A 12,534-nucleotide genomic window follows, 5' to 3' on the forward strand; every position below is an offset into this window, starting at 1 on the left:
AAAATGATCGCTTCTTTATTTTTGATTGCATCAAAAAAACAGGTAAAAATTTTTAATTTATTGCTGTATCAGATGGATAAAGCTGCAAATTCTGCCTACACCAACCAGATGAATCACTTCCGCCATTTAAAATTAAATGCAGGTAAATATTTGGAATATATTAGAAATATATCTAATATTACCTCCTCTGATGAATATTAGCTGCAAGGTATACAACTTAAAACTTTATATATATATTTAATTATCTGTATTACGCAGCTATATTTTGATGTTAAAGTATAATCACCTAATCATACATAACAGCTATGAAAAAAAACATAAAAAACTTCGTATACGGGTCCATAGTAGCGCTAAACGCATTTAACTGTTTCGATAAACCAACACTCCAAAATAATTTTAAACATTTAGATCATACAAAATCCAAAAAAGATGCGGAAACAAAAAACGGAACACAAATAGCATAAAACAAAACACAAATAGCAGAAAACGGAACACAAATAGCAGAAAACAAAACGCAAACAGCAGAAAACAAAACGCAAACAGCAGAAAACAAAACGCAAACAGCAGAAAACGGAACACAAACAGCAGAAAACAAAACGCAAACAGCAGAAAACAAAACGCAAACAGCAGAAAACAAAACGCAAACAGCAGAAAACGGAGGAATAACACCAGAAGAACTAGTAAAAAGCATAATAGAAGCAACGAAGTTAACAGAAGAAGTAGAAAAAGTAGAAAAAAAACAAAAAATAACACTAGCAGTAATAACAAAAATATTCAAAGGAATAGGAATACCACAGGAAAAAATACCAACATACCTAGCACAAATATCAAACCAACGAAAACAAAGCAACATCCCATTGCTAAAAACAAAAAAATTGCTAGAAATAAAAACAGTACCAATAGTAGTACCAGAACACTCAACACTAACATTAGATAAATCAATAGGAGTACTTCTAAAAGAGAAAAACGTAGTAACAATACCAAAACAATGTAAAATAGTAGAAAAACTATCAAAAACACAAAGCAAGGTGCCACTTCTAGCAATAAAAGCAGCAAAAGAAGCAGAAGCAACAGGAGCAGAAGATAAAGAAAACGAAGCACTAACAGAAGCAGCAGAAGCAGCAAAAGCAAAAGCAAAAGCAAAAGCAAAAGCAAAAGCAAAAGCAAAAGCAAAAGCAAAAGCAGCAACAGCCAACAGCCAACAGCCAACAGAAAATAAGAAGAATAAGAAAAATAAGAAGTAACAATTCTTAATGGTAAATGTGATGTACAAAAATTATTTTTTTATATCATAGATATTAAAATTCATATAAAAATACCCTTAAAAGTCATCGGAAATTTTATTTCCGATGACTTTTTAATTAACAAGCAAAATATAGATATATTGTTTGGTTATAAAATAGTGCAGATTATATACGTATACCTTAAAAAACGCATTGAATATTAAAAAAACTAACCCCGAAACTATTTTGCCTCATTCCTTCCTTAAGGCCAAATCGCAACAAAATAAATAGCTATCATAACCTCTTCCAAAACCGCTGTTTTTTGAAGCCATGCTTTGATATGGTTAAGAAACTATAAGGTATTTTTATCCTTTATTAGAGCAAAAAGCAAGGGGGTAAAAATACCTTTAAAGCGCTTATTTTGGCCTTCTAAAACAAATCCAATAAAGACAAAAGTTTCCGCCCACAAAGCGCTAAAATTATAGTAGGAAATATATGTAACACAGCAGTCAAATTAAATTTGACTACTAAACCTACTCCTTCTAGCTACACCTAGCAAATACACAACTTTTCCTATAAAATATAAAGTATATATTTGGATTTTATCAAAAAAATACTTAACATTACTCCTTTGCTTTTAAGTAAGATGCGTTTAGCTCAAAAGTAAGCACAAAAATTTTTTATCTAAATTTTAATGTTGGTGCATCGACTTGTACGTTACGTTAAGGAACAAACCACTAAACATAGATTAAAACAAATGAAAACTTTCCTATGCGGCGCTATAGTAGCTCTAACTGCATATAGCTGTTTTGACAAACCGCCTCTCTCAGATAAACCTAAAGATCCAAATAATGCAAAACTGAAAAAAAGTGCATCAAAAAATCTAGATGCTTCAATAAAAACTGGAACACCAGTAGAAGAACCAACGGCGGATGGAATAACAACGACATCACCAACAGCAAAAATCGGAACACAAGCAGAAACAAAACAAGAAACTAGAACACCAGTAGAAGAACCAACGGTGGATGGAATAACAACGACATCACCAACAGCAAAAATCGAAACACAAGCAGAAACAGAACAAGAAACAGCATCAGAAAAAGAAACAGCAAACCAAAGACTAATACCAGAAGAACTACAAAAATCCAAGTAATAGCAAACTCGGCAAAGCAAAAAAAGATACGAGGATTAGTAATAACAGATAACCGTTACATAAAAATTCCACAACAACTACTAAACAAACTACGAGTAAAAGGAACAAAACGAATAGTCCTAACGCGACAAGACATACTAGTACTAAAACAAGCAACCAGAAAACCCTTGCACTACCAAGAAAACCCAGGGATGCTAGCAATAGGAGCGCCACTAAAAGAAAATAATACCTCTATTCCTACTACTTCTATAGATATAAATCTAGATAATCATTCAAAACAATCTGATCAACCAATAAACAACAGAGAAAAAACAGTTCAACAAACTATTACACTTGACTATACTTTTAAACAAATTGATTATACTTTTAAACAAAAAGAAAAAACATTACAAGAAGGAATACAAATAAGAAAAAATATAAATGAACAAAAAGAAAAAAAATTAAATTTAGAAAAAGAAATAAGTAAATTAAAAAAAAGACCAATCATAACAGGAATAAATAAAGAAGAAGAAGAAGAAGAAGAAGTAATAAAAAAGTTGCAAGAAGAATTAAATTACACAAAAAATAGATTACAAGGATTACAATTGCTCTACAAAGCAATCAATCGTCTTTATATACAAGATATAATGAAATATAACAAAGCAGTAAGTAATTTGCATTACAACAAATACGACAGAACAAAAAAATATAGCCATTAACTATAGGCAATCAACATAGGTTTCGGCCTTGTTTTATTCTTAAAGGGACCAATAGAAAGCTGAACCGACGGAAGTACCTTCGCTAATAAAGAGCTGTATCCTATTGTACATGCTAGTGTCGGCCATGACATACGGACATGTTCCAATTGTACACCTACCCCATAGCTGTCTATCCAAGTCTGGTTCAATAGCTGGTTGCTTTGATTGTATAACCCAATAAAATGGGTAAAGCCAAGCGCAACCAAACGGATGGCTTGTATGACAATTGGTTGATGCAAGGTGCTCTGTAACTGCACATTAAGCCGTCCATAAATAGGTTGCTGCAAACGGTTATCTTGGTCAAGGGGGGCCAATGATTCAGGATCACGGGGCCGAATGCCCAGTGCGCGTTCCTGAGGCATACGATAACCTATTATATAGTTTATGGCTATAGATTGGCGCATCCCATTACAGGTTCGTATCGCTGGACCTGAATAGGCCAATCTAAGTTTAAGTATGGCTTCTTCTACTGTTTTTTTATATACAAAAGCGCCTGATTCAAAGCTTACATGCAAATATTTAAAGGTAGGCTTGGCAATATTTTTAATACCATTAATGGCTACATAGTGCCTGTTTTTATATGCGCTATTTTGGTAGCCATATAGCACTTCTATAGACCCACCGTTGGGTAGCTTTTCCAATCCACTCAGTTTATACACCCCGCTTATAGTGGTGTAATCATCTGCTACCCAGCCTATTTTACCCAAAATAAGTTTATAATCATGGTAAGGATTAACAGGATCACCCGAAACAGATCCCCTAAATTCTTTTATATAACCACTTAGTCCAGTGATCCAATAGTAAGACAAAGCGGATGTCTTTGCTGGTATAGCCCATAACTTGCCCATCCATAGATTTTTACAATTAAATCTATCGGTATCCTCTATTTGATTGTACGATTGACCTCCCAAAAAATAATTTCCATAGAGATTAGGTAGTTCATATATGCATCCGTATCCCCATCTTTTTTTTAGAAAAAACTCTTGGGTGAAGCCATGTCCATAGCCCCATGCATTATGATGTGTTATGGTCAGCAATGGTCCCTCATCTAGGTTTAAGTCAAAAGTTATAGGAAATCGATCCTTGGTTTGTACCATTAGGTCCGATAAAGGGCTGTTTCCGTTTGAATCAACGACTTTACAGATAATAGATACAGTGGAAAAATAAGGCAGTTCCATTAACCGTTTTTCAATAGATAACAGCATTTTCCGATCAAAAATCGCTCCTGCTTCCAAGTGAATCGCTCTATAAATTAATGCGGCATTAGTGGTAGGCGTCAGCCATTTAACCAAACGTAAGCAAGGATATGGCTTAGCAGTTATTGGGTCGATAGCACCTGTAGATGTAATGGTTATGGTTCTAAGGGTATAGGCAAGAGGGGTAAAATCGCTGGCTTCTACCTTATATAGTACAGAAAAAGCAAGTACCAATCTAGCCGTTAAACGTATATATTGACCTCTATATTTTTTGCCCATCGCGATACAACCCATTTAAAATATTATTGTCCTGTATGTACAGCAGTCGACATGAATCAAATCCAGGCTAAGGCGTTATGATACAGCATAAAACCTTATTACCTAAAAATGATGACCACAATCATATAAAAACGATAAGATAAAGCAGATAAAATTACTGGTTTTTATTACAAAAACCAGTAAAAAACTTATTTATATCACTGAAAATCAGTTAAATAAATACATAACTTAGATTTTTAAGTTATTTTTCAATTTTTACTTACCATCGATCAATATTCATCTTCATTAAAAATGAAATCATCACCTGTTGGATAATCGGGCCATATTTCTTCAATAGATGTATATGGATAATCGTCGTCATCCAATTCTTCTAAATTTCTAATAACTTCAAAAGGGGCGCCTGACCGTTTGGCATAGTCTATTAATTCATCCTTAGTGGCCGGCCAAGGCGCATCTTCTAAATGCGATACGAGTTCAAGTGTCCAATACATAATATTAAAAAGTAAAAAATAAATTAAATTTAAGAAGCCTTAGTAGGGTTTAAACCAACCCTTAAGCAGCCAAAAATAGAGTAATTTCTAAATTTATACAAGGAACTTTCTTTATGGTTGCAATTGCTATTTATTATTTAATTTTTGTCATCTTAATTTTAATGGTTTAACATTAAGTTCTATAATATAGATTATTGATTTTAAATGCAAATTTCTTTTTTTATTGCCAAACGTTATGTTAAAAAACAGGGCAAAATAACACTAATGTATAGGTTATCCAGGCTTGCTTGTTACAGCATGGTATTGGGCACCGCTATTTTATTACTCGTATTGGCTACTATGAACGGCATGCAAAAGCTATTATCTGCTTTATTTTATACCTATACACCTGTATTAAAAATAGAACGCCAAACAGAAAAAACATTTTTATCTGATAAAGATTTAAAAAAACAAATTATGTATATTACTGGTGTAAGCGATATAGTAGAAGTACTAGAAGCGACTGCACTGACGCGTTTGTTTGATCACCAAGCCATTGTAACCATTAAAGGCGTCTCGAATAATTTTACCTCAAGTGATTTTTATAAAAATTGCAAGCGTATGGACGGGGTTGCTTTTTTAGGAGATAATAGGGCTAAAGCTATGGCAGGTATAGGCGTCGCCCAATTTTTACAATGGACTACTCATAACAACAAGGTAGAAGTTTTTTATCCAAAGCAGGATGGCCACCATCTCTATAAGCCCTATAAACGTACCACCTTAGAGATAGATGGTCTTTTCTCTATAGCACCTCCAATAGATTGCAAATATATCATTGCGCCTATTCGCTTTGTGGAAGGATTGACAAATGGCTTAAACAAACGTACGCATTGGGAAGTGGTAATAGACGCTACAGCTGAGGTTCAAAAGATGCAAATAAACATAGAAAAACTACTACCAAAGGGCTATAAAGTAACCAATCAAACTGAGCAAAATGCAACACGACGTAGGGCTATTTTCATTGAACGGCTTTCTGTTTGCTTTATTTTTGCTTTGGTATTGCTTTTAGCTTCACTGCATATTTTCTTTATGCTGTGCATGTCCATATTGCAAAAGCAAAAAGACATGGCAATACTTGTTTCATTAGGGGCTACGCCAGGAGAAATAGGTAAAATTTTTTTCTATAATGGAATGTTGGTAGCCTTAAAGGGTATCCTATACGGCCTTATGCTTGGTTGGGGATTAGCCTTTTTGCAGCAAAAGTTTGGGATCGTTACTTTTACTAAAGTAAGCCATCTTATGGCTTACCCTGTAGCAATCCATCCGTTCGATTTTATATATACAGCTATGGTAACCACTCTATTTAGTCTATTGGCTACGATTTGGCCAGTCAAACGAGCCATGCAATTCGCCAAAAAATCACTAGATGGCATCCCTGCCGCCCAATAAATTGTTCTGTCGCGTTGTGTATCGTAGATAGGCATAGTGGAATGACTTTTTACTGTCTGTAAGATCAAATCTTGACTTAATATAATCTATGGTTGCTATAAAAACCCTTTATCAGAAATATCTAACAGCACGGTCTGTCACTACAGACAGCCGCCATTTTGCACCAGGTGCACTGTTTTTTGCCATTCGGGGCCCTCACTTTAATGGGAATGCTTTTGCTACAGAAGCCCTAGCAAAAGGGGCCTCCTATGTAATCATAGATGATCCTGCCTATGCGAGGCCATCATCTGCTTATATCTTAGTGAAGGATAGTCTTGCTACGCTTATCCAATTGGCTGGTTACCATAGGGCCCAATATGGTCCTCTTTTTCCAGTTATAGCCATAACTGGCTCTTACGGTAAAACCACTACCAAAGAGCTTATTTATCACACCTTGCGCACCACTTACAGAACAGTAGCCACCAAAGGTAACTTAAATACCCTTATTGGAGTCGCTTTAACCATTTTGTCCCTACAACAGGATACACAAATAGCAGTTATAGAAATGGGTGCTACCCAATTAGGTGATATTACTTTATGTTGCAACCTAGCACGACCTACACATGGTATGATTACGGCTATTGGAGCTACTCATCTTGAAGGATTTGGGAGTATAGCAGGTATTATCCAAGGCAAAGCCGAATTATATGATTATCTATATACTACAGGTGGTACTGTTTTTTTGAACAGCTTAATGTCTCTATTGTCTACCATAAGCAAACAATTCAATCAACCAATTACCTATCCCCAACCCAGTGACTTCGCACCACTGGAGTTGGTTGGTGAGGAGCCCTACCTGCATTGTAAAACCTCAGAAAGGGAAATTTTTACGACCCATTTATTGGGGAAAGCCCATCTACACAATATAGCAGCAGCGCTCTGTGTAGCCAAATACTTTAATGTGCCTACTGCAACAGCCCACGCAGCCATTCAAGCTTATGTTCCTACCAATCAACGGATGCAATTAATGATTAAAGGAAGCAACCAATTGATTATAGATAGTTACAATGCCAGTCCTGCTTCTGTTCAGGCCGCTCTTGATGCATTGTTGCAATTAAAGGTACAATACCGTATCGTTATATTAGGTGATATGGCTGATCTAGGCAGTCAGACTACTGCTTGGCATACCAAAATAGTTGAACAGCTTTGCCAACCCCATTATGATCGGGTACTACTATGTGGCCCTTTTTTAACCCTTGCAGCCCACCAACGTCCCCATCCAAAAATGTACTGTTTTACCGATAAAGAAACATTGGCAAACTATTTGGATAAACATACCTTTCAACATAGTGGTATTTTATTAAAAGCAGCCCATCATCTAGCCATGCATACACTGGCAGAACGGTTAAAAGAGCCATAGACCACTTAAAATTATTTTATACCTAATTCAGTCTATTTTTTATAAATTATATGCACGTTTTTACTATAATTTCAGTAAATTTACTTAGTTTAATAGATAAAGCCCTATAGGGATAGGTGGGTGAGTGGCTTAAACCAGCAGTTTGCTAAACTGCGGTATGGATTATTCTGTACCGGGGGTTCGAATCCCCCCCTATCCGCTTTTTATTTTACTTATAGACTCGGGGCGTAGCGTAGCTTGGTTATCGCGTCTGCTTTGGGAGCAGAAGGTCGCAGGTTCGAATCCTGCCGCCCCGACTGAAAAGTCCAAATATCAACTAATTTCATGTAGCTTCTTTTGCACTTACCTTATATCTGTTTAGTAACGCAAGCTTGCTAAGTGGCCAAAACCAAATAAAATCATTTTAGGTTCCGTAGCTCAATGGATAGAGCAACTGCCTTCTAAGCAGTAGGTTGAAGGTTCGAGTCCTTCCGGGACCACTGGTTTTTATAGCAGGTACAGTCTCTTCTATGATTTATTTTGATTCTGCCGCGTCTGCTTAAAAAAAGTATCAAATTAAGGTTATAGTGGACTGAAAAATTCGGAGAGAAAAATAAAAGTATTATTTTTATATTTTAACTTGATTAAGTGCCTCTATAATAGATTGATGTCCTTTTTGAGTAGCCAAAGTAAGGGCTGTTTCTTGCCATTGATTGGTGATATTAATATTGGCACCGGCTGCAAGGAGTTGCTTTAGGATCGCATCATGACCTTTTTTAGCTGCCCACATCAACGCAGTATAACCTGCATGGGTTTGTATATCAAGGCAAGCACCAGCTTCTAACAATAGCTGTATACTTTCTTTTGAACCGTTTTTGACTGCTAAAATCAGGGCAGTATTACCTACATTACTGGATACGTTTGGATCAGCGCCCGCACGAAGCAACGCATTAACAATGGCATGATGGTTGTACTGTGCTGCATACATCAATGGGGTTAATTCCCCAATGGCATCTACACCAAAAAGGGTTTGCACAATTTTTTGCCCTTGCATTTGCACATTAACGACAGCGGCTAGTTTACTTTTACCCAATTGATTCAAGGATGCTCCTCCAGCTATTAGTGGCTGAACAATTGAAAGATGACCCATTTTAGCTGCTTGTATAATAGGAGTAAATCCTTGATGATTGGCTAATCGTAGACTGGCACCAGCAGCTAGTAAAACTTGAACTATTTCAAAATGGCCATTTTGAATGGCACATAATAGCGCTGTATCACCCTCTATGGTTTGAATATCTAGATCGGCTTTTGCAGCAATAAGTACTTTAACAATATTTAGGTGCCCTTTCCAGGCCGCTTGCATAAGAGGCGTTACCTGATGCACATTTGCTTGATCTACTTCTACACCAGCTGCAATAAATCGCTCTACAGCCGCCACATTACCTGCCACAACTGCCCGCATAAACGGGGTTTCATTGCCAGCTGTAGGGGCGTCTACTTTTGCACCTGCCTGAAGCAATGCATCGAGTAGGGATAGATCCGTAGCTGCATAACCTAAGAGGGACTCACCTGCAGCAGTTGGTACATTAGGGTCGGCACCTGAGTCAATAAGTTTGTCGACCAGTGCTTTATGTCCTTTGGCAACAGCATAGGTAAGGGCAGTATAACCCAGATGAGTAGTGGCATTCAGTTCCGCACCTGCCTCGACCAATGCTGCAACCAGACCTTGATCTCCATTCAATGCAGCAACTATTAGTGGGGTAACCCCCTTTTGATTGGCCATATGAATGGATCCTCCTGCTTTGATAAGCTGCTTGGCCATATCGGTATACCCCATAGCGGTTGCTTGAAGTAAAGGCGTAACACCTGATGCTGTTTTCTTATTAAGATCGGCTCCCGCAGCAATGAGCTGATCTACTACTACCTGTTGATTGGCTTTAATAGCTATGATTAAAGGAGTAGCACCTCTATTATTTTGACTATTTAAATGAGCCCCTGCTTCTATTAATCTAGAAACCACTGCAGTATGGCCTGCAACAGCAGCTACCATTAAAAGGGTATAACCATTCGATGTTTGTATATTTAAATTGGTTTTAGGACGGATCAATTTATTTAAAAGCGCTAAATCGTTTTGGTAGACTGCTTTAAATAGTGCATCAACTGGCTTATTATTTACAAAACTAGCCCCTGCTTTGATAAGCTGATAGGCAATGGTAGTATGACCTTGGACCACAGCCGTTATTAAAGCAGTTGTGGCTTGATGGGATCGAAGGCTAACTTTTGGTTTGGTATGGCGCAAGAGTTGATCCACAAGTTTGCTTTGTCCTCTTGCTACGGCCATGGTTAATGGCGTATCTTTTGAACTAGTTTGTATATTTGGATTGGCACCTGCCTGTAGTAGCCTTAAAGCAATCGGATCATTGCCTTGTTCAATAGCCCACATAAGTGGTGTATAGCCTCCATTATCTTGCAAATCTAATTTGGCTTTTGCCTCTACTAACCTAGCTACCACTGCATCGTGGCCATGGATAACAGCTGCCATCAATGGAGACTCTTTGTAACGTTTGGTACAGGCATCTACCTTAGCCCCTTGCTTTAACAAAGCATCCACCCATTTCATATGACCCCTTAAGGCTGCGTAGTACAAAAGAGGACAACCATCATCACTTAGCTGATGCACTGTTTTTTTATCTAATTGACCCAATAGATCAGATTGATCTTCAAAAACAGCTAAACATAATTTATGGATATCTTCATCCAAATGAAAACGTGCACCAGCCCCAATTAACTTTTTAGCAATGGAGAGATTTTTATGTCTCAATGCTTCACTTAATGGAGAAAGACGGCGAGTAGCCTGGTAATTCAGGATGATACCTTGCTCAAGTAATTGATCCACAATGGTTTCATGGCCATATAGGACTGCCAATGAAAGGGCTGTTTCCCCAGTTTTAACTATGATTAGATCAGATCTAGCACCGGCGGCCAACAACTGCATGGCTATATCCATATGGCCAGTTTTTATGGCTGCCATAAGAGGGGAACCCTGCTCTGTGTAACCGTCTATATCAGCACCAGCTGTTAATAATTTCTGAAGAATGGTCCGATAGCCCTGCTTAGCGGCTAAAATAAGAGGCGTATCCCCATTGGTAGCAGCAACATCTAATGGCACATGGGCTTGGATCAAACGGATGGCTGCAGCCGTGTGGCCCTGTTGTATGGCCAGCATTAAGGCAGTATAGCCGCCTTTCTTTTTAGGGGCTTGTAATGCTACCTGAGCACCTGCTTCAATCAGTTGCTCCATCACCTCTACGTAACCTCTTTGAGCAGCTAGCATCAGGGCAGTAGCACCTTGTTTGTTTTCTTGTAGATCTAATTTGGCTCCCGCATGAAGCAGTTTTGCTACCAACTTACCATGGCCACGCTTGGCTGCTATCATTAAAGCAGTAGTACCATTTTTAGTTAATTGATCTATTTTAGTTTTTTTTGTATCAATCAATGATTGTACTGTCTTAAGATCAACTGCTCTAACCGCTACGAACCAACTTTTACCAAATGCTTGATGGCCAAAAAGAAAAATTATGGTTAAACAGGTTAACAACCGTTGCATGATTTTCATTATAGTATAATTTATTTATTATTATAGCGTTTATAGCGTGGTTTTGTAGTTTTACTAGTAGTTACCAAACGACTGGCTCGCATAAAACAGGTGCTGTAGTAGCCAACATGACTACATTGATTTTACTAAGCTGCACTTGCTTTTTTATACCATATAGGCCAGCCATATAGGGCAGCATACATCTAAAAATGGCATCGTCTTCTTTAAATTTTGCCGCTTGAATAGAATTTACAATAGCATTGATAAGCACGCCAGTCAGAATGCCATCATTATAACTTGCATGATTCCCTTGATCTTTTTTATAGTTTTGGTAGCAATTATAATCACGCTCTGCCAACAACTGAGCTGTACAATAGCGCTGCATGAGGCTCCAAGTAGCTTTTTGGCTGTCCTCAGTAAAACTTTTAAGGCGTTTTCCAGCATAGATACTGCACATTACGTCTGCATGGCTAGTAATATCTATCTTATTGATATTCAATCCTATAAAATGTGCACCTTGATGGTAAAAAGTGTTGTATTTTCCTAGTTTTCTTGGATTTTCTAAACAAAGAGAAGTATATGCAATGATATCACAGAATTTGCCCTTATCTTTTTTACTTTCTTTTTTATGCTTTTTATCCTGTGCTGGATCGTCCTGAACAGCTGTTTTTTTTGTCTTTGCTTCTACAAATGGCATGGGTATAGAGACCAAACTGCACCAGGACAAGAAACAGTAGTAAAATATTCTTTTAAACCAACGGAATATACCCCGCTTGAACAATAGTTGTTCTATATACATAATTTATATTATTAAATTAAAGTTACACCAGAGGAATAGCTGGAAATAACCTTATACCATATCCTAAAGTATAACCTGGTCACAAAGTAGATAAGATTGGTTATTTAAAATTTAAAGAACAACTTGCACCGAGCAGAAAAGAAGGTTTAAATACCCGATGACTATCACTTTTAAACAAATTATTGAACTCCGTTAAAAGTTTTAGTGAAATATCTGTGACTGTGCTATCGAAAACTACTCCCAGTCTGACTCTTG

General features: G+C 37.2%; 11 protein-coding genes and 3 tRNA genes. 9 read left to right on the forward strand and 5 right to left on the reverse strand.

Features of this window, described 5'->3' with window-relative positions:
* Positions 1 to 21 precede the first annotated feature (21 nt).
* Complete coding sequence (locus tag CHV_RS05740) at positions 22 to 201, forward strand: hypothetical protein (protein ID WP_156933591.1); 180 nt, start codon at positions 22 to 24, stop codon at positions 199 to 201.
* A gap of 208 nt (positions 202 to 409) precedes the next feature.
* On the opposite strand, the gene CHV_RS05565 is transcribed toward CHV_RS05740, so the two are convergent.
* Positions 410 to 853 (reverse strand): hypothetical protein, encoded by a 444-nt coding sequence (locus CHV_RS05565; RefSeq protein WP_034576837.1) that lies wholly within the window; start codon positions 851 to 853, stop codon positions 410 to 412.
* A 4-nt stretch (positions 854 to 857) separates the two neighbouring features.
* Here CHV_RS05565 and CHV_RS02200 point away from each other — a divergent pair, with 4 nt between their 5' ends.
* From CHV_RS02200 to CHV_RS02210, 3 genes are all read left to right on the forward strand, one after another.
* A complete protein-coding gene (locus CHV_RS02200) occupies positions 858 to 1,244 on the forward strand; it encodes a hypothetical protein (protein ID WP_034576839.1) in 387 nt (128 codons plus the stop codon).
* Between the two features lie 736 nt (positions 1,245 to 1,980).
* A complete protein-coding gene (locus CHV_RS02205) occupies positions 1,981 to 2,376 on the forward strand; it encodes a hypothetical protein (RefSeq protein ID WP_130721322.1) in 396 nt (131 codons plus the stop codon).
* Between the two features lie 167 nt (positions 2,377 to 2,543).
* Positions 2,544 to 3,074 (forward strand): hypothetical protein, encoded by a 531-nt coding sequence (locus tag CHV_RS02210; protein ID WP_034576844.1) that lies wholly within the window; start codon positions 2,544 to 2,546, stop codon positions 3,072 to 3,074.
* On the opposite strand, the gene CHV_RS02215 is transcribed toward CHV_RS02210, so the two are convergent.
* The gene (locus CHV_RS02215) at positions 3,071 to 4,603 is read right to left on the reverse strand and encodes a hypothetical protein (RefSeq protein ID WP_034576846.1); all 1,533 of its coding nucleotides are present in this window, start codon (positions 4,601 to 4,603) and stop codon (positions 3,071 to 3,073) included. The genes CHV_RS02210 and CHV_RS02215 overlap by 4 nt on opposite strands.
* A gap of 254 nt (positions 4,604 to 4,857) precedes the next feature.
* Entirely contained in the window at positions 4,858 to 5,079 is a 222-nt protein-coding gene (locus CHV_RS02220; RefSeq protein WP_034576849.1) for a DUF2795 domain-containing protein, read from the reverse strand.
* Positions 5,080 to 5,283: 204 nt separating this feature from the next.
* On the opposite strand from CHV_RS02220, the gene CHV_RS02225 reads away from it, so the two are divergent.
* The 5 genes from CHV_RS02225 to CHV_RS02245 all read left to right on the forward strand — a co-directional run bounded on the left by CHV_RS02225 (position 5,284) and on the right by CHV_RS02245 (position 8,385).
* Positions 5,284 to 6,507: an ABC transporter permease gene (locus CHV_RS02225; RefSeq protein WP_034576851.1), complete on the forward strand. Its 1,224-nt coding sequence runs from the start codon at positions 5,284 to 5,286 to the stop codon at positions 6,505 to 6,507.
* An 88-nt stretch (positions 6,508 to 6,595) separates the two neighbouring features.
* Positions 6,596 to 7,906 (forward strand): UDP-N-acetylmuramoyl-tripeptide--D-alanyl-D-alanine ligase, encoded by a 1,311-nt coding sequence (locus CHV_RS02230; RefSeq protein WP_034576854.1) that lies wholly within the window; start codon positions 6,596 to 6,598, stop codon positions 7,904 to 7,906.
* Positions 7,907 to 8,016: 110 nt separating this feature from the next.
* Positions 8,017 to 8,105, forward strand: a tRNA-Ser gene (locus CHV_RS02235).
* Positions 8,106 to 8,127: 22 nt separating this feature from the next.
* Positions 8,128 to 8,202: transfer RNA gene (locus tag CHV_RS02240), tRNA-Pro, on the forward strand.
* Positions 8,203 to 8,312: 110 nt separating this feature from the next.
* Positions 8,313 to 8,385, forward strand: a tRNA-Arg gene (locus CHV_RS02245).
* Positions 8,386 to 8,513: 128 nt separating this feature from the next.
* Here CHV_RS02245 and CHV_RS02250 read toward each other — a convergent pair.
* Both CHV_RS02250 and CHV_RS02255 read right to left on the reverse strand, forming a co-directional pair.
* Positions 8,514 to 11,501 carry an ankyrin repeat domain-containing protein gene (locus tag CHV_RS02250; protein ID WP_034576855.1) on the reverse strand — a complete coding sequence of 996 codons (2,988 nt, stop codon included), beginning with the start codon at positions 11,499 to 11,501 and terminating at the stop codon, positions 8,514 to 8,516.
* A 61-nt stretch (positions 11,502 to 11,562) separates the two neighbouring features.
* Positions 11,563 to 12,177: a hypothetical protein gene (locus CHV_RS02255; RefSeq protein ID WP_034576856.1), complete on the reverse strand. Its 615-nt coding sequence runs from the start codon at positions 12,175 to 12,177 to the stop codon at positions 11,563 to 11,565.
* Positions 12,178 to 12,534 lie beyond the last annotated feature (357 nt).

This window comes from Cardinium endosymbiont cBtQ1 of Bemisia tabaci, from assembly GCF_000689375.1.
In the GTDB taxonomy this organism is placed as follows: domain Bacteria; phylum Bacteroidota; class Bacteroidia; order Cytophagales; family Amoebophilaceae; genus Cardinium.

Excerpts from the sequence above, each read along its gene's own strand:
- CHV_RS05565 (WP_034576837.1), bottom strand. The coding sequence starts at position 853 with ATGTTGCTTTGTTTTCGTTGGTTTGATATTTGTGCTAGGTATGTTGGT.
- CHV_RS02205 (WP_130721322.1), top strand. The coding sequence starts at position 1,981 with ATGAAAACTTTCCTATGCGGCGCTATAGTAGCTCTAACTGCATATAGC.
- CHV_RS02215 (WP_034576846.1), bottom strand. The coding sequence starts at position 4,603 with ATGGGTTGTATCGCGATGGGCAAAAAATATAGAGGTCAATATATACGT.
- CHV_RS02220 (WP_034576849.1), bottom strand. The coding sequence starts at position 5,079 with ATGTATTGGACACTTGAACTCGTATCGCATTTAGAAGATGCGCCTTGG.
- CHV_RS02225 (WP_034576851.1), top strand. The coding sequence starts at position 5,284 with ATGCAAATTTCTTTTTTTATTGCCAAACGTTATGTTAAAAAACAGGGC.
- CHV_RS02230 (WP_034576854.1), top strand. The coding sequence starts at position 6,596 with ATGGTTGCTATAAAAACCCTTTATCAGAAATATCTAACAGCACGGTCT.
- CHV_RS02250 (WP_034576855.1), bottom strand. The coding sequence starts at position 11,501 with ATGAAAATCATGCAACGGTTGTTAACCTGTTTAACCATAATTTTTCTT.
- CHV_RS02255 (WP_034576856.1), bottom strand. The coding sequence starts at position 12,177 with ATGCCATTTGTAGAAGCAAAGACAAAAAAAACAGCTGTTCAGGACGAT.